The organism is Streptomyces crystallinus (genome assembly GCF_039521265.1).
In the GTDB taxonomy this organism is placed as follows: domain Bacteria; phylum Actinomycetota; class Actinomycetes; order Streptomycetales; family Streptomycetaceae; genus Streptomyces; species Streptomyces crystallinus.
Window position 1 is genome coordinate 13,519 of record NZ_BAAACA010000003.1, and the last position, 18,072, is coordinate 31,590.

Here is an 18,072-nt window from a genome sequence, read left to right on the forward strand (position 1 = left end):
CAAGGGCTACGCCCCCCCCCCGCGCCCCTGTCCTGGCCGGGACTTCGTCTGCGGCTGCGTGCCCAAAAACCTCGTTCGTCTGCGGGTCGTGGTGGGCTGGTCGCGCAGTTCCCCGCGCCCCTAGGGGGTCGGTCGCAGCCGGAGAACCCAGCTCAGCCACAGGCTTTCAGGGGCGCGGGGAACTGCGCGAGAAGCGGCCACCGGCCCGCAGACGAAGGCAGGTTTAGGGGCGCGGGGCATCGCCGGGCGAGCCGGACTACCCAGGGGCGCGGGGAACTGCGCGAGAAGCGGCCACCGGCCCGCAGACGAAGGCGGGTTTAGGGGCGCGGGGAACTGCGCGACCAGCCACCCACACACCCGCAGACGAACACCGGGCCAAAAAGGGGCGCGGGGAACTGCGCGAGCAACCCACCACCCACCCGCAGACAAAGACCGGGCCAAAACCGGCGCTCAGGCGTCGCGGTCGCGTTCCAGTGGCGGGCCCGCCACCCCGCACGACACGCGGCACTCCGCATGGCACCCCACCCGAGGCCGACGGACCGTCGCATACGCCAGCACGGCACCCACCACCAGCACCCCCGCACACACCGGCATCGCCCGCCGGAAGGTGGAGCCGAACTCCGTCGCGGAGCGGTAGGCCGTCGGGGACATGCCCGCCACCAGCGGCAGCGCCGCCACCGCGATCAGACCCGCCGCCCGCGCCGCCGCGTTGTTGATGCCGGACGCCAGCCCCGCCCGCCCCGCGTCCACCGACCCCAGCACCGTCGCGGTGAGCGGCGCGACCAGGGTGACCATGCCGAGGCCGAGGACGACGACCGCGGGGAGCACATCCCGTAGGTACGACGCGTCCACCCCCACCCGCAGCATCAGCAGCATCCCGCCTGCGCACAGCAGCGGCCCCACGGTCAGCGGCAGGCGCGGGCCGATCCGCTCGCCCAGCGCGCCCGAGCGGGCCGACAGCAGCAGCATCAGGACCGTGGTGGGGAGCAGGGCCGCGCCCGCGCCCAGCGCCGAGTACCCCGCCACCACCTGGAGCTGGAGCGCCGCCAGGAAGAAGAAGCCGCCGAACGCCGCGTACACGCACACCGTCACCAGGTTCACCGCCGTGAACTGGCGCGAGGCGAAGACCTCGGGCGGCAGCATGGGGTCGGCCAGGCGCCGTTCGAGGCGTATGAAGGCGACGCCGAAGGCCACGCCCGCGGCCGCCACGACCAGGACCAGCGGCGACGCACCCCGGCCCGGGGCCTCGATCAGCGCGTACGTCACCAGCGCGAGCGCCAGCGCCCCCAGCACCGCCCCGGTCACATCGAACCGGGCCGTGTGCACGCGCGCGTCCTTGGACTCCGGTACGTGCCGCAGCGCCACCGGCACGCACAGCGCGGCCAGCGGCACGTTCAGCAGGAAGACCCAGCGCCAGCCGGGGCCGTCCACCAGCCAGCCGCCCAGGAACGGGCCGACGGCCGCCCCGACGCCGCCGAGGCCGGACCAGACGCCCACGGCCGCCGCCCGGTCGTCGGGGTGGAAGCTCGCCTGGATGAGGGCGAGCGAGCCGGGGGTGAGCAGCGCGCCGCCCATGCCCTGAAGGGCGCGGGCGGCGATCAGGACGCCCGCGTCGGGCGCGAGGCCGCACAGCAGGGAGCCGGCGGCGAACCAGACGACGCCGACGACGAACACCTTGCGGCGTCCGTACCGGTCGCCCAGCGCTCCGCCCAGCAGGATCAGCCCGGCCAGCGTCAGCATGTACGCGTTGACGGTCCACTGGAGCACCGCCATGTCCGCGTCGAGGTCCGCCCCGATGCGCGGCAGGGCCACATTGACCACGGTCGAGTCGAGCATCGCCATGCCGGACCCGAGCACGGTCGTGAACAGCACCCACCGCCCCTTGGCCGTGCCCATCCGTACGCTCATGCACTCCACTCTCGCCGAACGCGACGGACCCGGCACCCCCCATGAGGGGGAGGCCGGGCCCGGACGGGGGAGCGCGGGCGGTGGGCCCGCGCGCCTAGAGCCTGTTTCCGAACCCCCGTCGTCCGCCCGGGGGCGCAGGCGGGGGTTCGGAAACAGGCTCTTACTTCAGCTTCGTGCCGGTCGAGCGCAGGTTCGCGCACGCCTCGGTGACGCGCTTGGCCATCGAGGCCTCGGCGAGCTTGCCCCAGGTGCGCGGGTCGTAGGTCGACTTCTTGCCGACCTCGCCGTCGACCTTCAGGACGCCGTCGTAGTTGCGGAACATGTGGTCCGCGACCGGACGCGTGAAGGCGTACTGGGTGTCGGTGTCGAGGTTCATCTTGACGACGCCGTTCTCCAGCGCGGTCGCGATCTCCTGCTCGGTGGAGCCGGAGCCGCCGTGGAAGACGAAGTCGAACGGGGAGGCCTTGCCGTACTTCGCGGCGACGCCCTCCTGGAGGTCCTTGAGGAGCTCCGGACGCAGCACGACGTTGCCCGGCTTGTAGACGCCGTGGACGTTGCCGAAGGAGGCGGCCAGCAGGTAGCGGCCCTTCTCGCCCAGGCCCAGGGCCTCGGCGGTGCGCAGCGCGTCGTCGACGGTGGTGTACAGCTCGTCGTTGATCTCGTGGCTGACGCCGTCCTCCTCGCCGCCGGTCGGGGTGATCTCGACCTCAAGGATGATCTTGGCGGCGGCGGCCTTGGCGAGCAGCTCCTGGCCGATGGCCAGGTTGTCCGCGAGGGTCTCGGCGGAGCCGTCCCACATGTGCGACTGGAAGAGCGGGTTCAGGCCCTTGGCGACGCGCTCGGCCGAGACCTCCAGGAGCGGACGGACATAGCCGTCCAGCTTGTCCTTGGGGCAGTGGTCGGTGTGCAGCGCGACGGTGATGTCGTACTTGGCGGCGACGACGTGCGCGAACTCGGCCAGCGCGACCGCGCCCGTGACCATGTCCTTGTTGTACTGGCCACCCAGGAACTCGGCACCGCCGGTGGAGATCTGGATGATGCCGTCGCTCTCGGCCTCCGCGAAGCCGCGCAGGGCAGCGTGCAGGGTCTGCGTCGAGGTCACATTGATGGCCGGGTAGGCGAACTTGCCTGCCTTCGCCCGGTCGAGCATCTCGTTGTAGACCTCGGGGGTTGCGATGGGCATCTGTCCGCTCCTTGTGATGTGCGGGTTTGCTTATGTGCTGGCCCTGACCTGGGGGCGACGTCATCGTCGCGGCCCATCTTTCCAGACTCTGCGCCGGGCTCCACCCTGCGTGTGCGCGAGGGGGCGGCTGTTTCACGTGAAACAGCCGCCCCCTCGGGGAAAGCCCAGGTCAGACCCGGTGTGCGAGAGCACAGGGCTCCGGGGCACCACTTTCGGAGTGCCCGTCAGTCGATCTTGACCGCTACGACGGAGGCCACCTTGCGCGATGACCGTCGCGCAGAGACCGCTATGCGGTGACCGCTACGCCAGACCCAGGTCGCCGAGCTGGTAGCCCGTGAGGTACGTCAGGCCCGCACCGGTGATCGCGTCGGCCGCGCCCCGGTCGACGATGGTGGCCACGGCGACGACCTCGCCGCCCGCCTCGCGCACCGCCTCGACGGCCGTCAGCGGCGAGCCGCCGGTGGTGGAGGTGTCCTCGACCACCAGGCAGCGACGGCCCTTGACCTCGGTGCCCTCGATCCGGCGCTGCATCCCGTGCGCCTTCTGCGCCTTGCGTACGACGAAGGCGTCCAGGCGCTGTCCGCGCGCGGCCGAGGCGTGCAGCATCGAGGTCGCCACCGGGTCGGCGCCCAGCGTCAGCCCGCCCACGCAGTCGAAGTCCAGGTCGGCGGTGAGGTCGAGCATCACCTGACCGACCAGCGGCGCGGCCTCGCCGTCCAGGGTGATCCGGCGAAGGTCGATGTAGTAGTCGGCTTCCCGACCCGACGAGAGGGTCACCTTGCCGTGCACCACGGCCTTGTCCTTGATCTGCTGGAGCAGGTCAGCGCGTACGTCAGTCATGCCCGCCAGCTTAGAGGCGCATCCTCAGAGCCGCCGCCAGCTCCACGTCGTCGCCAGCTCCAGCGGGTCCACCGGCGTCACCAGCCTCGGCAGGGTGTTCAGGCCGTTGGGCGGGCCGGACTGGGGCTCCACGCACACCGCCTCCTCCTGCTCGTCGTAGACGACCACCCACTCGGTGCGGCTGGTCACCCTCAGCTCCAGCTGCTCCGGCCAGGTCAGGGTGACGTCGACGCCCTCGGGCATCCCGAAGCAGTCGTCCCAGGGGCCGGGCAGCGGGTCGATACGGCGGCCCGTCGGCAGATGGTCGTCGCCGCGCTCCTCCTGCCAGGAGGGACTGAACCCTAGCTGGACGTCCGCGCCGCCGAGGCTGCGCCGGAACCAGGGGTGCCAGCCGACCTGCGCGGGGAAGGAGTCGCCGTACGTCTCGACACCCATGGTGAGGGTCAGCGCGCTCTCGGACAGCTCGAAGATCTGGGTGACGCGGCCGGGGTACGGCCAGGGCTCGGCCAGGTCGTAGGTGAAGTGTGCCTCGGCGTGCCCGGACTCGGTCTCGCCGGTGCGCACCCGCTTCCAGACGGTGTCGCGGCCGGTGCCGTGGATGGCGTGCGGCGGGGAGTTCACCGGCAGGTGGTGCTTGGTGCCGCCGTTGCGGAACTCGCCGTGCTCGACCCGTCCGCACCAGGGGACCATCGGGAACGAGCCGTACTTGTCGCCCTGGCGCAGCACTTCCGTACCGCCGATACGGAGGCTTTCGATCCGGCACCCCAGGTCCGGACGGACCGTCAACTCGGCGTCACCGGCCGCCAGCCGGACACTCTTGTCGCTACTCACGCCCCCGACACTACTTGCGTCGCCGCACCCGCCGGCGCGCACGCCGCCGTGTTGGCCGGAGTGCGCCCGTCAGCGGCGGCGGCGCAGCACACGGCCGACCACCACGGCGGAGGCGAGGGCGAGCGCGGCCGCCGGGGCGACCCAGCGCAGGGTGGCCGCCGCGCCGGAGCCCGCCGGGGCGGGCACGGGGGCGTACCGGCCGCGCGGCGGGGCGTGGTCGACCTCCTCCGCGCTCCGCCCGATCATCGTGCGCCGTGCGTGCGCCGCCTCGGCGGGTACGTAGTCCGCGTCGCCGGGGAGGTCGAACCCCTCCTCCGCGAGCGGGTCGAGCGAGGGCGGCGGGACGACGGCGTCGAAGACGGAGTGGCCGTCGCCGGAAGCGTCGGCGCCCGTCCCGGAGCCGGACGTGGTGGGGCCGGTGGGAGGGGCCTCGGACGCGTCACCGGGGGCCGCCGGGTCGGGCACGGACGCGTCAGCAGCGGCGCCGGGGGCGGCCGAATCGGGCATGGAGGCGTCGGGAGCGGCCTCGGCCGCGTCACCGGGAGCGGCCGGGTCGGGCACAGCCGTATCGGGCACGGCCGTATCGGGCACGGCCGCCTCGGGCGCGGTGGGGTCCGGACCGGAGGCCTCCGCCCCCTGGATCGCCGCCCCGGTCTCGGTGGCGTCCGGCGCGGGCGCGTCCGCCGCCGTGTCCCCGGCCTCGTCCCCCGCGCTCCCGGCGTCCGCCGCCAGTGCCGCGCCGAAACGGTCCAGCAGACGGGCGGCCGAGGCCCGGGCTCCCTCCGGGGTCGCCGTGGCCACCCTGCCGTCCGCCGTCGCCGTGGCGGTGAAGGACATCCGAGTGCCCTCGCCCTCGGGGGCCAGCCGGAGTGTGAGGGAGAACTTGCCCGCGCCCGTGCCGCGCGCCTCCGTGCCCTGCGCCTCCACGCCGAAGGTGTCCTCGTCGAGCTCGGTGATCCGCATCGTGCCCCGATAGGTGATCGTGTGGCCCTCGACGCGCAGCTTGAGCCGCCCGGCCACCGGTGGCTCTCCCGCGTCCTGCTGTAGCCCCGGGACGCAGCGGGCGACCCGCGCCGGGTCCCGCAGCGTCTGGCGAAGGGACTGGACCTCAACCGGAACGAACACCTCATGCTCCATGGAATCGAGCCTACTCAGGGGTGGCCGCCACGTCTGCGCAAACGCGGCGGCGGCCCGGGACGAACCCCTCCCGTCCCGTCCTCATCCCGTGTAGCGCGGGTGCACCAGCGTCGAGGGGGGCAGCTCCTGCGCGGGGCGCGCGTCGCCCAGCGGCTCCAGCTCGGGGGCGAGCGGGGCGCCCGGCGGCCCGGAGGGCGAGGCCAGCACGAAACCCCAGTCGTGCGGGGCCTTGGTGGCGCCCGAGGCGCGGTCGGGGCCCGCCGTGAAGCCGGTGAGGCGGCCGGTCGCGCGGTACGGCACGGTCCACAGGCCCGCCGCCCGTACCGTCGACTCCACCGTCCAGTACGTGTGCGCGCGCGTGGCGACCGGGCCGCCGTGCACCACGAACCGCCCGCCCGGCGCCAGCACCCGCGCGGCGAGGCCGAAGAACTCCTCCGAGTAGAGCTTGGTGGACGGGGTGATGCCCGGGTCCGGCAGATCGGAGATCACCACGTCGAACGGCCCGGCCGACCGCCCCGGCCCGCGCAGCCAGCCGAACGCGTCCGCGACCACCGGCCGCACCCGGCGGTCCTCGTACGCCCGGCCGTTCAGCGCCGACAGCGCCGGGTCGTGGCGGGCCAGGTCGACCACGCCCGCGTCCAGCTCGACCAGGGTCACCGACCGCACGTCGGCGAAGCGCAGCACCTCGCGCGCGGCCAGCCCGTCCCCGCCGCCCAGGATCAACACGCGCCGGTGCCGCCCGCTCTCCATCGCGGGGCGCACCAGGGCCGAGTGGTAGCGGTGCTCGTCGCGGCCGCTGACCCGCAGCCGGCCGTCGAGGAAGAGGTCGAGCGGGCCGCCGGGGCCGTGTCCGGTGCGGCTGCCGGTGAGGACGATCTCCTGCACCCCGGTCTGCACGGCGACCCGCACCTGTCCCCCGTACACCGCGCGCCGCGCCGCCTGCTCGAAGGCGCCGACCAGGGCGGTGGTGACCGCCAGGACCGCGAGGACCAGCACGTTCGCCGCGAAGAGCCACCAGCGGGCGCGGGGGCTCAGGTCCCGCCGGAACAGCCACAGCACCAGGGCGCCGCCCGCCACCGCGTTGACCGCGCCGGTCAGCAGCGCCCCCGTGAGCTGGCCGAGTAACGGCAGCAGCAGGAAGGGGAAGGCGAGGCCGCCGACGAGCGCTCCCACGTAGTCGGCGGCGAAGAGGTCCGCGACCGTGCCGCCCGGGTCCTGCCGGGAGACGCGCTGGATCAGGGTCATCAGGAGCGGGATCTCCGCGCCGATGAGGACGCCGATGGCGAGCGAGAACGCCACCAGCGCGTATCTCGCGCCGCCGAGCCACGCGAACGTCGCGTACAGCACCATCGCCGAGCAGCCGCCGACCAGCGCCAGGGCGGCCTCGATGAGGCCGAAGCCGACGGCGGCGCGCAGCCGCAGCCGTTTGGCCAGCAGGGAGCCGATGCCCATGGCGAAGACCATCACGGACAGCACGACGGAGGCCTGGGTGACCGAGTCGCCGATCAAGTACGAGGCGAGGGCGACCAGTTCGAGTTCGTAGACGAGTCCGCAGGCCGCGCAGATGAACACGGTGCCGAGCACGATGAACCGCGCGGTGCTGCGCCGGGGTGCCGGCGGCGGGATGCCACAGGGCAGGACGGGCACAGACGGTTCGATCATGATGGGAACGCTACGTCACGACTCGCTGGCATCCTGTCACCCACAAGAGTGCAACTAGCGCACGGCGGAGGGAATTACGGCCCCCGGAGTGGCGGTGCACCCCCTCCTGCCTGCAAGCACTCTCACAGCGCGACGGGCGCCGCCATCCGCACACCGACCCTCGTTCGTGTCACCACCAACTGCCCCTCCTGGGGGTACGCGTGCCAGGTCCGCCAGCGCACCTGGCCCTCGCCGCGCTGCGCGAGCATCGCGGTGAACGCGTGCGGCGAGCCGGGAAACGTCCCTGCAAGGCCGTTGGGGTGATCGGCGACCAGCGCGAGCAACTCCTGGGCGCGCCCCGCGAACGAGCCCCCGGACAGCGTCTCCACCCGCGCGGCGAACTCGTACTCCCACTCCCCGAGACGTTTCGCCACCCCGAGGGGCAGCGGGGTGCTGCTGCCGGGCATACAGGCGACGGTCTCCGAACAGGAGCCCTGTTCCTCTTCGAGGAGCACCTGGTGGGAGGCGCCGAGCAGTCTCAACTGGAGCTTGGCACCGGACAGTTCGAGGTCGAGGACGGCCAGGGCGGGCAGCGGCTCCCGGCCCAGAGCCCAGGCGAGATCGCTGGCACGCGTGTCGGTGTAGACGGTCTTGAGAGTCGTGAGCATGGGTGGGCTCCGCAAAAACACACATGGGGAGGGTGGAGGGCCGGGGTCACCCCGGAACCGGTGCGAGGGAAGGGGGACCGCTGCTCAGGTCCGCCCGGTGGGGGGCCGTGGGCTGCGTTTCTCAACAGCGAGGGAATCATGAACTACGCGCCGCTCACAGCGTTTTTACCCAACTTGACGTGGTTTCCATCCCCTGGGATGCAACACGGTTCACCTGTTCAACCGGAGGGTGCGCGCCAAGGCGCCCGGCGGGTCCGGGCCCGCCGGGCGCGTGGAAGGGGCGTGCGGACGGAATCGGCTGCCCCGTGTCAGCCGCGACCGCCGCACCCGGTCAGCCCCGGTCGGTGGGTGCCGGTCGGTGGGACCGGCGTTCGGGTGTCAGCTGGAGCTGCCGCAGCCGCCGCCCCCGCAGGACGAACCGCCCCCGCAGGAGGAGTGGCCGCCGCCGCACGAGTGGCCGCCGTGGTGGCTGTGGCCGCCACCGCTGTCGCCGCTGTCCCCGGCCCACCAGGACCCGGAGGAACCGCCCGAGCCGGAGGAGCCGGCGGAGCCGCGTCCGTACCACCCGCGGCGCCACTTGGCGTTGCTTCCCCTGGTCAGCCTGCCGACGACGTACCAGATCAGGACCAGTACGGCTCCCGCGACCACATATCCCATCTCCCCCACCGTCCTTCGTTCTCCGTTGTGCCAGGGGGATTCCCTCGGCCCTCGCGCGCGAAAGCAGACTTGAGCAACTCCAGAGGTTCCGCGCAGGATGGCCGCCATGACCTCCAGCGCGCGCCCTCTCCTCAACCGCCGCCTCGCCGAGTTCGGCACCACGGTCTTCGCCGAGATGTCCGCCCTGGCGGTGTCGACCGGAGCCATCAACCTCGGCCAGGGCTTCCCCGACACCGACGGACCCGAGGAGGTGCGCGAGGCGGCCGTGCGGGCGCTGCGGGACGGGCGCGGCAACCAGTACCCGCCGGGCCCGGGCGTACCCGAGCTGCGCGCCGCGATCGCGGACCACCAGCGGCGCCGCTACGGGCTCGCGTGCGACCCGGACCGCGAGGTGCTGGTGACGGCGGGCGCCACCGAGGCGATCGCGGCCGCGCTGCTCGCCCTGGTGGAGCCGGGGGACGAGGTGATCGCGCTGGAGCCGTACTACGACTCGTACGCGGCGTGCATCGCCATGGCGGGCGGTGTGCGCGTCCCGGTGACGCTGCGGCCCGACGCCGGGCGCTACCACCTCGACCTGGACGAGCTGCGCGCCGCCGTCACCCCGCGCACCCGCCTCATCCTGCTCAACACCCCGCACAACCCCACCGGCACCGTGCTCACCCGCGAGGAGCTGACCGCGGTGGCGGAGCTGGCCTGCGAGCGGGATCTGCTGGTGGTGACCGACGAGGTGTACGAGCACCTGGTCTTCGACGGCGAGCACCTGCCGATCGCCACGCTGCCCGGGATGCGCGAGCGGACGGTCACCATCGGCTCGGCGGGCAAGACGTTCTCCTTCACCGGCTGGAAGGTCGGCTGGGTGACGGCCGCCCCCGAGCTGGTCACCGCCGTGCGCTCGGCCAAGCAGTATCTGACGTACGTGGCCTCCGGCCCCTTCCAGTACGCGGTCGCCGAGGCGCTGCGGCTGCCCGACGCGTACTTCGACGCTCTGCGCGAGGACCTGCGGGCCAAGCGCGACCTGCTGAGCGCGGGCCTCGCGGCCGCCGGCTTCGCGGTGTACCGCCCGGCGGGCACCTACTTCGTCACCACCGACATCCGCCCGCTGGGCGTGGAGCTCTCGCACGGCGGCGACGGCTTCGCCTTCTGCCGCGCGCTGCCGGAGCGCTGCGGGGTGGTGGCGATTCCCAACGCCGTCTTCTACGACCACCGGGACGCGGGCGCGCCTTTCGTCCGATTTGCCTTCTGCAAGAGGGAGAGTGTGCTCCAAGAGGCCGTCTCCCGGCTGAAGGCGCTCGCGGGCTGAGCTCGCGGGACGAGGCGCCGCCGAAGGCCGGGGAGGACCGACCACGCGCGCGCCCGGAGGTGCACCCTGTCCGCCGAGATCACCGCCCTCGTACGCCGGTCCGGCGCCGCCCTGTCCACACCGACCCGGCTGGCCGCGCTGCGCCGGGCGGCCCCCGCGCTCGGCCTGTTCGCCGCCGTCCGGCTCACCGGGATGCTGTGTCTGGCGGGGTGGGCCTGGCACCTGGGGCGCTCGCCGCGCGCGCTGCTCGCCACCGCGTGGGACGCCGACTGGTACATCAGGATCGCGGCGAACGGCTACGGGCGGACGCTGTACTGGCCGCGCGGGGTGGTCCAGAGCGACCTGGCGTTCTTCCCGCTCTACCCGACCCTGATGCGGATGGTGACGACGGTGCTGCCGGTGGCGGGCGGCACCGCCGGGCTGCTGGTCTCCTGGACGACGGCGGGGGCGGCGGCGTGGGGGATCTACGCGGTCGGCGAGCGGCTGACGGGGCGGCGCACGGCGACCGCGCTGGTGCTGCTGTGGGGGCTGCTGCCGCACTCCATCGTGCTGTCGATGGCGTACACCGAGCCGGTGATGACGGCGCTGGCCGCCTGGGCGCTGTGGGCGGTGCTGGAGCGGCGCTGGCTGTGGGCGGGCTCCCTCGCGGCCCTGGCGGGCCTCTCGCGGCCGAACGCGGTCGCGGTGGCAGCGGCGGTCACGGCGGCGGCCGCGGCGGCCCTGTGGCGCGGCGGGCCGGGTGCACGGCGGGACTGGCGGGTGTGGGCGGCCGGGGCGGTGGCGCCGCTCGGCTGGTGCGGTTACGTCCTGTCGGTCGGCGTCCGAAGGGGTGATCCGCTGGGCGGCTACTTCGCGGTCCAGGCCGCCTGGACGTCCCGGTTCGACTTCGGGCGCGGCACGCTGCGCTTCGCCCGCAAGCTCGCCACCGCGCCCTTCGACCTCGGCTACACGATGGCGTTCCTGATCACGGTGGCGGCGCTGCTGCTGTTCGCGCTGTTCCTGCTGGACCGGCCGCCGCTGCCGGTGCTCGTGCACACGGCGGTGCTGGTGCTGATCACCGTCGGCGGCTCGGGGTTCTTCGAGTCCAAGCCGAGGTTCCTGCTGCCGGCCTTCCCGCTGCTGCTGCCGCTGGCGGCCGCGCTGACGAAAGCCCGGCCCAGGGCGGCGGTCACGGTGACCGCGGCCCTGGCCGGGCTGTCGTTCGCGTACGGGGCGTATCTGCTGACGCTGGCCCCGATGGCGCTGTGAGCCGTACGCGTCAGGCGTCGTCGCCGGGGGCGTCGCCCTCGGTGCCGCTCTCGGCGTCCTTCTCCAGCCCGAGCTGCTCCACGAGCCACTTGTCGAACTCGATGGAGGCGCGGACCCAGCTGACCGTCGACGACACGAAGTGCTCCAGGGCGACGCCGGTGCCGATCAGCATCTGCGCCTCACCGATGAGGCGGACGGCGCCGTCGTCGTGGGTGTGCGTGTAGACCTTGGGCCACAGGGTGCGGCGGTTCCAGTCGTCGATCGTCTCCAGCAGCGCGAGCTTGTCCTCGATGCCGTGGGGGCGGTCGTAGAAGGTCCGCACCGAGAAGACCTGCTGGTCCTCCTCGCCGCGGAACATGAAGTACGTGCGGAATTCCTCCCACGGCGCGGCGAGGTCGCCCTCGTCGTCCACCACGTACTTGAGCTCCATCTGGTCCAGGAGCTGCTTGACCAGGTCCTGGTCGGGTACGACGGGCCCGGCCGGTCCACCGGTGGGCTGCGGGCCGGGCTGAGCCCCGAAATTCGGAATCGAGGACGGGTCGATGCTCATCGTGAATCTTCCTTCGTACGGTTCCGGTCATCCTCTCCCATGCCGGGCGGGGGCTGGCAACCCCCGCCACGGGTATCCGCTGACGGCTGACCGAATCCCGGCGCGCTCATCCGGCTAGAGGCTCTTTCCGGTCGCGGCGCCCACGGTCAGGCCGTCGCCGACGCGGTCGACGCGGACCGTGTCGCCGTCCTTGACCTCGCCCGCCAGGATCTCCTTGGCGAGGCGGTCGCCGATGGCGGTCTGGATGAGGCGGCGCAGCGGGCGGGCGCCGTACGCCGGGTCGTTGCCCTCGTCGGCGAGCCAGGCCAGGGCCTCGGGGGTGACGTCCAGGGTGAGGCGGCGGTCGGCCAGGCGCTTGGCGAGGCGGCCGATCTGGAGCTCGGCGATGTGCGCCAGCTCGTCCTTGCTGAGCGCGGAGAAGACCACCAGGTCGTCCAGGCGGTTGAGGAACTCCGGCTTGAAGGAGGCCCTGACCACCTCCAGGACCTGCTGCTTCTTCTCCTCCTCGGAGGTCAGCGGCTCGACCAGGAACTGGCTGCCCAGGTTGGACGTCAGCACCAGGATCGTGTTGCGGAAGTCGACCGTACGGCCCTGGCCGTCGGTGAGACGGCCGTCGTCGAGGACCTGGAGCAGGACGTCGAAGACCTCCGGGTGCGCCTTCTCGACCTCGTCGAGCAGCACCACGCTGTACGGGCGGCGGCGCACCGCCTCGGTGAGCTGACCGCCCTCCTCGTACCCCACGTACCCGGGCGGGGCGCCGACCAGCCGGGCCACGCTGTGCTTCTCGCCGTACTCCGACATGTCGATGCGGACCATCGCCCGCTCGTCGTCGAAGAGGAAGTCGGCCAGCGCCTTGGCCAGCTCCGTCTTGCCGACGCCGGTCGGGCCGAGGAAGAGGAAGGAGCCGGTGGGCCGATCGGGGTCGGCGATGCCCGCCCGGGTGCGCCGCACCGCGTCCGAGACCGCGCGCACGGCCTCGCTCTGGCCGATCAGCCGGCGGCCCAGCTCGTCCTCCATGCGCAGCAGCTTCTGCGTCTCGCCCTCCAGCAGGCGCCCGGCCGGGATGCCGGTCCAGGAGCCGACCACGTCCGCGATGTCGTCGGGGCCCACCTCGTCCTTGACCATGGTGTCCCGGGCCGCCTCCTGCTCGGCCTCGGAGGCCGCCTCCAGCTCGCGCTCCAGGGTCGGGATCTCGCCGTACAGCAGCTTGGAGGCGGTGTCGAAGTCGCCGTCGCGCTGGGCGCGCTCGGCCTGGCCGCGCAGGTCGTCGAGGCGCTCCTTGAGCTCACCGACCCGGTTCAGGCCCTCCTTCTCCTTCTCCCAGCGGGCGGTGAGGCCGCGCAGCTCCTCCTCCTTGTCGGCGAGGTCGCGGCGGATCTTCTCCAGGCGCTCCTTGCTCGCCGCGTCCGTCTCCTTGGACAGGGCCAGCTCCTCCATGCGGAGGCGGTCCACCGCCCGCTGGAGCTCGTCGATCTCCAGCGGCGAGGAGTCGATCTCCATACGGAGGCGCGAGGCGGCCTCGTCGACCAGGTCGATGGCCTTGTCGGGCAGGAAGCGGGAGGTGATGTAGCGGTCGGAGAGGGTGGCGGCCGCGACCAGCGCGCTGTCCGCGATCACGACCTTGTGGTGGGCCTCGTACCGGCCCTTGAGGCCGCGCAGGATGGCGATGGTGTCCTCGACCGTGGGCTCGGCGACCAGCACCTGCTGGAAGCGGCGCTCCAGGGCCGGGTCCTTCTCGATGCGCTCGCGGTACTCGTCGAGCGTGGTGGCGCCCACCATCCGCAGCTCGCCGCGGGCCAGCATCGGCTTGAGCATGTTGCCCGCGTCCATGGCGGAGTCGCCGCCGGCGCCCGCGCCGACGACCGTGTGCAGCTCGTCGATGAAGGTGACGATCTGGCCGTCGCTCTCCTTGATCTCGGCGAGGACCGTCTTCAGCCGTTCCTCGAACTCGCCCCGGTACTTCGCCCCGGCCACCATGGCGCCCAGGTCCAGCGAGACGAGCCGCTTGTTCTTCAGGGACTCCGGGACGTCGCCCTTCACGATCCGCTGGGCCAGGCCCTCCACGACCGCGGTCTTGCCGACGCCGGGCTCACCGATGAGCACCGGGTTGTTCTTGGTGCGCCGGGAGAGCACCTGCACCACCCGGCGGATCTCCTGGTCCCGGCCGATGACCGGGTCGAGCTTGCCCTCGCGGGCCGCGGCCGTGAAATCCGTGCCGAACTTCTCCAGGGCCTTGTACTGGCCCTCGGGGTCGGGGGTGGTCACCCGCCGTCCTCCTCGTACTGTCTCGAATGCCTCAAGGACCTTCTTGGCCGTGGCGCCCTGCCCGGCGAGCAGCTCGCCGGCCTGTCCGCCCTTCGCGGCCAGGCCGATGAGCAGGTGTTCGGTGGAGAGGTAGTCGTCGCCGAGCTCCTTGGCGCGCTGTGCGGCGTCGGCGATGACGGCGAGCAGCTCCCGGTTGGGCTGCGGCGGGGCGACCGTGGAGCCGGTGACGCTGGGCAGCGCGGCGAGCAGCCGCTCCGCCCCCGACCGCACGGCGGCCTGGTCGGCGTCGACGGCCGCCAGCAGGTCGACGATGTTCTCGTTCTCCTCGCCCGTCAGGAGGGCGAGGAGCAGGTGCGCGGGCGTCAGGTCCGGGTGTCCGTCGGACACGGCCCGGTTGCTGGCGGCGTTGATCGCGTCCCGGCTCTTGTTGGTCAGCTCGGCGTCCACGTGCGCTCCCTCCTTCTCGGCACAGGGGGTACGAACTCCATGACTCATCCAGCGTACATAAAGTTGAGCCTATTCCGCTCAAGGTAGCGGGATCCGGTTCGGCGTAGATTTCCGGCCCATGACCACCAGCACCGAAACGGCCGCCGTCCCGGCCTCCCGCACGCGTACCCCTGTGGACCCCCGCCAGCCGGACGCGGCCTATCTCAGCTTCTGGCGCGAGCGGCATCTGTGCACGCTGACCACCCCGCGCCCGGACGGCAGCCCGCACCTGGTGCCGGTGGGGGTGACCTACGACCCGCAGGAGGGGGTCGCGCGGGTGATCGCCGACCGGAACAGCAGGAAGGTGCGCAACGTCCTGGCGGCCGGGGAGGCGGGGGCGCGGGCGGCGGTCTGCCAGGTGGACGGGCGCCGCTGGGCCACGCTGGAGGGCCGGGCGTACGTACGGACCGAGCCGGGGCAGATCGCCGGGGCGGTGGCGCGGTACGCCGAGCGGTACGGGCGGGTGCCGCGCGAGAACCCGGACCGGGTGCTGATCGAGATCGTCCTGGAGCGGGCGATGGGCAAGGGCTGAGCCCCCGGCCCTTACGGCGCGGGCGCCTCGCGTACGTGCGCGCGCAGCACAGCGGCGCCACCGTGTTCAGGTCCACGATGGCGCCGCTGTGTGGGGGAAGCGCCTGAGCGATTTACAACGACGGGGGAATCGCTTCAGGCACTGCGGGGGGTGGCGGTAGATGACTCGGGGTCGAACAGTTGGTGGTCACGCTGGTCCAGGTTGACGAAGACCATGCCGTAGCGCACGGCACAGCGAATCGGCTGCGGCGCCCCGCGTGGCCGGCGCAGGCACCGGTAGGCACGCACGTCCTCGTCGTCCTCACGCGCGACCAGGATCGGCTCGCCGAACAGGGTGACCATCAACGAATCGCCACGATGGGGGATCGCCGTGACGAGGTCGATGAAGTGCCACCCCGAGCGGTAGGCCGTGGCCATCTCGCGCCGGAAGACCCGGTCGTCCGGCGGGAGGCTCATGCGCTTACACCCGCGGGCGCGACCTCCCAGGTCGGCTCCACAGGAGCCGCCAGGATCCGCGTCACCGGCTTGTGCTCCCAGGTGGGCTCCCCAGGGGCCGCCACGGTCTTGTGGGACGGCGTGCTCTCCCACGTGGGTTCCCCGTTCGCGGCGAGAGCGCAAAGAGCAGCCGTGACAACGGCTATAGCGCTAAGTGCTCGAACCATCCTGCTCATGGCCGATCTCCACCTCTTTATGATCATTCCCTCCCCCCGCGTACAAGACGATGGCTCACTCTGAGCGCTTCCACCAGCGAGGCCAGGCATCATGTTCCTGTAATTCAGGAGTATGAGGGGGGTGTAATCCGGTTGTATCAGGGGCACTTCGGACATAGTCATGGCCCTACAGACCTGTGCGAGATGGGCAAGACCCTCTACGCCACCGCGTTGCGTACCGGCGGAATAACTCGCACAGAAGCCCAGGCCGCTCCCTGTCTCATCGATCTCGCGCTGCTGCGGCCCGACGCGGACGACGCGGAGCAGCTGCGGCCGGTCCCTCCCTCCGTCGTCCTGAACCAGCTCGTGCAGCCCCTGGAACGCGAGATCCAGGAGCGCAGGAAGCTGTCGATGTCGCTGGCCAGCACTTTCGAGCCGTTTATGACCATCACCAGCGAAGACGCGGCAAGCACCCACGCGATCACGGTCCTTGAGGGACTCGAACTCATCAACACGACGCTGGACCGCGTCATCGACGAGTGCACCAAGGAGCTGCTCACCATCCAGCCCGGCAGCGGCCGCAGACCCGAGACCCTGGAGTCGGGGCTGCGCCGGGTCCAGCCGCTGCTCGACCGGGGCGTGGACATGCGCACCCTCTACCAGCACACCGCCCGCCACCACTCCGCGACCATCGGATACGTGGAGCGGATCGCGCCCTACGGGCTCGAGGTGCGCACGCTGGAAGAGATCATCGACCGGCTGATCATCGTGGACCGCCGGGTGGCCTTCATCCCCGCGCGCAGCGACCGCCGGGTCGCCCTCGAACTGCGGCACGAGGGTCTTGTGCAGTACCTGGTCGGCGTCTTCGACCAGTTCTGGCTGCACGCGGTGCCGTGGGAGGAGGAGGTCCCGTACGGCTCCTCCAAGGCGGAGGGCATCACGGGCGTCCAGCGCTCCATCGCCAAGCTGCTGGTGGAGGGGCATGTGGACGACTCGATCGCCCGGCGGCTCGGGATGAACGTCCGTACCTGCCGCGCGCACATCGCCAAGCTGAACGCGGCGCTCGGCAGCGGCAGCCGGGCGCAACTGGGCTATCTCATCGCCCAGTCGGGGATCCTGGAGCAGGATGACTGAACCGGTACGCACGGCCGCGGAGCGCGCTCACACGTGAGGGTGGCTGCCCGGTGGATCGCCCTCGTCCGTCCCCCTTCCCCGCTGCCGTCCGCGAGGGCGGTGCGGCATCAGGTCCCTGCCGCGCGTCTCGCCCGTGCCCACGATCGGAAGCGGATGCGCGGGGCGCCCGTCGGGGGACTGGGGGAAGCGCAACAGCCGCCCGGGCGCGGGGGGTTGGCCCGCCTCGGGGTGCCCGGCCGCGTCCCCGCCCCCCGGATACCCTTCCCCCTCCAGGGGCCGCCCGCGCCCGTCCTCGCCCCTCCCCGCCGGGGGGCCGCCCAGGACACGGGCGTGCTCCTCCCAGCCCTCCCGGAACCAGCGCAACTGCTCGGACTGGAGCTCGGCGTCGGTGAGGACACGTACGCCGTCGAGCCCGGCGCGCCGGACCTTCTCGCCCAGTTCGATCAGCAGGCCCCCCAACAGCTGGGCCAGAGCGTCCTGTTCGGCCGCTGAACCGTCGCCGTCCGCCATCCCCCGCCCTCCTTCAGGCCCCCGGGCCGCCCGCCCCCTCGCCGCTCTCCGGCAGGAACGCCCGCGTCACACGGACGAAGAGCTCCCGCAGTTCGGGAGGCACCCCCATGCGCCGGGCGGCCTCCTCGGGGCTGAGCGCCTCGGCGCCCTCCCCGTCCTGCCCGCCCCGGCTCACGGCGATCGGCAGATCGTCCTCGGAGAGCCGGCCGGAGCGGATGAGCATGTCCCGCAGCGGCACGCCGAGCACGGCCGCCAGTCTGCGCATGGTCTCCAGGTCGGGCATGCTCTGGCGCTGCAACAGCCTGCTCACGGCGGCCCGGTGGACCCCGGCGTCGTCCGCGAGCTTCGACTTGCCGCCGCCGCGCGGGCTGTCGATGTCGTAGTTCCGCAGCCGCATCAGGCGCTCGATCCAGGCGGCGAACTCCTCCAGGCCGCCCGCGTGGCCGCGGCCGCCCTCGCCACGGTAGCCCTGCTCGTTGCGGGCGCCGGCCCGTGCGCTCGAACCCATGTGGTCGCTCTCCCTCGTCGCCGGG

General features: G+C 72.5%; 17 protein-coding genes. 4 read left to right on the plus strand and 13 right to left on the minus strand.

Annotation, left to right across the window (positions count from 1 at the left end):
• Positions 1-450 precede the first annotated feature (450 nt).
• The 8 genes from ABD236_RS01610 to ABD236_RS01645 all read right to left on the minus strand — a co-directional run bounded on the left by ABD236_RS01610 (position 451) and on the right by ABD236_RS01645 (position 8,874).
• Positions 451-1,908: an MFS transporter gene (locus ABD236_RS01610; protein WP_344068966.1), complete on the minus strand. Its 1,458-nt coding sequence runs from the start codon at positions 1,906-1,908 to the stop codon at positions 451-453.
• Positions 1,909-2,068: 160 nt separating this feature from the next.
• Positions 2,069-3,091, minus strand: coding sequence for a class II fructose-bisphosphate aldolase (gene fbaA / locus ABD236_RS01615; RefSeq protein ID WP_101389020.1), 1,023 nt, complete (start codon positions 3,089-3,091; stop codon positions 2,069-2,071).
• Between the two features lie 300 nt (positions 3,092-3,391).
• Complete coding sequence (gene pyrE, locus ABD236_RS01620) at positions 3,392-3,931, minus strand: orotate phosphoribosyltransferase (protein ID WP_344068970.1); 540 nt, start codon at positions 3,929-3,931, stop codon at positions 3,392-3,394.
• Between the two features lie 24 nt (positions 3,932-3,955).
• Positions 3,956-4,762: an aldose epimerase family protein gene (locus tag ABD236_RS01625; RefSeq protein WP_344068972.1), complete on the minus strand. Its 807-nt coding sequence runs from the start codon at positions 4,760-4,762 to the stop codon at positions 3,956-3,958.
• Positions 4,763-4,831: 69 nt separating this feature from the next.
• On the minus strand, positions 4,832-5,899 hold the full coding sequence (locus ABD236_RS01630; protein ID WP_344068974.1) for an SRPBCC domain-containing protein: 1,068 nt from the start codon (positions 5,897-5,899) through the stop codon (positions 4,832-4,834).
• A gap of 81 nt (positions 5,900-5,980) precedes the next feature.
• On the minus strand, positions 5,981-7,561 hold the full coding sequence (locus ABD236_RS01635) for a polyamine aminopropyltransferase (protein ID WP_344068976.1): 1,581 nt from the start codon (positions 7,559-7,561) through the stop codon (positions 5,981-5,983).
• Between the two features lie 122 nt (positions 7,562-7,683).
• Positions 7,684-8,208 (minus strand): DUF2617 family protein, encoded by a 525-nt coding sequence (locus tag ABD236_RS01640; RefSeq protein ID WP_344068978.1) that lies wholly within the window; start codon positions 8,206-8,208, stop codon positions 7,684-7,686.
• 378 nt (positions 8,209-8,586) lie between these two features.
• Positions 8,587-8,874 (minus strand): hypothetical protein, encoded by a 288-nt coding sequence (locus tag ABD236_RS01645; protein ID WP_344068980.1) that lies wholly within the window; start codon positions 8,872-8,874, stop codon positions 8,587-8,589.
• A gap of 88 nt (positions 8,875-8,962) precedes the next feature.
• On the opposite strand from ABD236_RS01645, the gene ABD236_RS01650 reads away from it, so the two are divergent.
• The gene (locus tag ABD236_RS01650) at positions 8,963-10,165 is read left to right on the plus strand and encodes a pyridoxal phosphate-dependent aminotransferase (protein WP_344068982.1); all 1,203 of its coding nucleotides are present in this window, start codon (positions 8,963-8,965) and stop codon (positions 10,163-10,165) included.
• Positions 10,166-10,357: 192 nt separating this feature from the next.
• Positions 10,358-11,413, plus strand: coding sequence for a hypothetical protein (locus ABD236_RS01655; protein ID WP_344068984.1), 1,056 nt, complete (start codon positions 10,358-10,360; stop codon positions 11,411-11,413).
• A 10-nt stretch (positions 11,414-11,423) separates the two neighbouring features.
• Here the strand turns inward: ABD236_RS01655 and ABD236_RS01660 are convergent, their stop codons facing one another.
• Positions 11,424-11,963, minus strand: a complete 540-nt coding sequence (locus tag ABD236_RS01660) for a type III secretion system chaperone family protein (RefSeq protein WP_344068986.1) — start codon at positions 11,961-11,963, stop codon at positions 11,424-11,426.
• A gap of 114 nt (positions 11,964-12,077) precedes the next feature.
• A complete protein-coding gene (gene clpB / locus ABD236_RS01665) occupies positions 12,078-14,675 on the minus strand; it encodes an ATP-dependent chaperone ClpB (RefSeq protein WP_344068988.1) in 2,598 nt (865 codons plus the stop codon).
• A gap of 118 nt (positions 14,676-14,793) precedes the next feature.
• On the opposite strand from clpB, the gene ABD236_RS01670 reads away from it, so the two are divergent.
• Positions 14,794-15,246: a pyridoxamine 5'-phosphate oxidase family protein gene (locus tag ABD236_RS01670; protein WP_344068991.1), complete on the plus strand. Its 453-nt coding sequence runs from the start codon at positions 14,794-14,796 to the stop codon at positions 15,244-15,246.
• Between the two features lie 134 nt (positions 15,247-15,380).
• On the opposite strand, the gene ABD236_RS01675 is transcribed toward ABD236_RS01670, so the two are convergent.
• Positions 15,381-15,701, minus strand: coding sequence for a Rieske (2Fe-2S) protein (locus ABD236_RS01675; RefSeq protein WP_283142738.1), 321 nt, complete (start codon positions 15,699-15,701; stop codon positions 15,381-15,383).
• 398 nt (positions 15,702-16,099) lie between these two features.
• On the opposite strand from ABD236_RS01675, the gene ABD236_RS01680 reads away from it, so the two are divergent.
• Positions 16,100-17,029: a helix-turn-helix transcriptional regulator gene (locus ABD236_RS01680; protein ID WP_344068992.1), complete on the plus strand. Its 930-nt coding sequence runs from the start codon at positions 16,100-16,102 to the stop codon at positions 17,027-17,029.
• Between the two features lie 27 nt (positions 17,030-17,056).
• Here ABD236_RS01680 and ABD236_RS01685 read toward each other — a convergent pair whose 3' ends face one another.
• Both ABD236_RS01685 and ABD236_RS01690 read right to left on the minus strand, forming a co-directional pair.
• Positions 17,057-17,539 carry a hypothetical protein gene (locus ABD236_RS01685; RefSeq protein ID WP_344068993.1) on the minus strand — a complete coding sequence of 161 codons (483 nt, stop codon included), beginning with the start codon at positions 17,537-17,539 and terminating at the stop codon, positions 17,057-17,059.
• Positions 17,540-17,552: 13 nt separating this feature from the next.
• Entirely contained in the window at positions 17,553-17,936 is a 384-nt protein-coding gene (locus tag ABD236_RS01690) for a transcriptional regulator (protein ID WP_344069143.1), read from the minus strand.
• Positions 17,937-18,072: the final 136 nt, after the last annotated feature.

Bases quoted from the DNA above. Each gene is read 5' to 3' on its own strand.
- ABD236_RS01610 (WP_344068966.1), bottom strand. From the start codon at position 1,908: ATGAGCGTACGGATGGGCACGGCCAAGGGGCGGTGGGTGCTGTTCACG.
- fbaA (WP_101389020.1), bottom strand. From the start codon at position 3,091: ATGCCCATCGCAACCCCCGAGGTCTACAACGAGATGCTCGACCGGGCG.
- pyrE (WP_344068970.1), bottom strand. From the start codon at position 3,931: ATGACTGACGTACGCGCTGACCTGCTCCAGCAGATCAAGGACAAGGCC.
- ABD236_RS01630 (WP_344068974.1), bottom strand. From the start codon at position 5,899: ATGGAGCATGAGGTGTTCGTTCCGGTTGAGGTCCAGTCCCTTCGCCAG.
- ABD236_RS01635 (WP_344068976.1), bottom strand. From the start codon at position 7,561: ATGATCGAACCGTCTGTGCCCGTCCTGCCCTGTGGCATCCCGCCGCCG.
- ABD236_RS01640 (WP_344068978.1), bottom strand. From the start codon at position 8,208: ATGCTCACGACTCTCAAGACCGTCTACACCGACACGCGTGCCAGCGAT.
- ABD236_RS01650 (WP_344068982.1), top strand. From the start codon at position 8,963: ATGGCCGCCATGACCTCCAGCGCGCGCCCTCTCCTCAACCGCCGCCTC.
- ABD236_RS01655 (WP_344068984.1), top strand. From the start codon at position 10,358: ATGCTGTGTCTGGCGGGGTGGGCCTGGCACCTGGGGCGCTCGCCGCGC.
- ABD236_RS01660 (WP_344068986.1), bottom strand. From the start codon at position 11,963: ATGAGCATCGACCCGTCCTCGATTCCGAATTTCGGGGCTCAGCCCGGC.
- ABD236_RS01670 (WP_344068991.1), top strand. From the start codon at position 14,794: ATGACCACCAGCACCGAAACGGCCGCCGTCCCGGCCTCCCGCACGCGT.
- ABD236_RS01675 (WP_283142738.1), bottom strand. From the start codon at position 15,701: ATGAGCCTCCCGCCGGACGACCGGGTCTTCCGGCGCGAGATGGCCACG.
- ABD236_RS01680 (WP_344068992.1), top strand. From the start codon at position 16,100: ATGGGCAAGACCCTCTACGCCACCGCGTTGCGTACCGGCGGAATAACT.
- ABD236_RS01685 (WP_344068993.1), bottom strand. From the start codon at position 17,539: ATGGCGGACGGCGACGGTTCAGCGGCCGAACAGGACGCTCTGGCCCAG.
- ABD236_RS01690 (WP_344069143.1), bottom strand. From the start codon at position 17,936: ATGCGGCTGCGGAACTACGACATCGACAGCCCGCGCGGCGGCGGCAAG.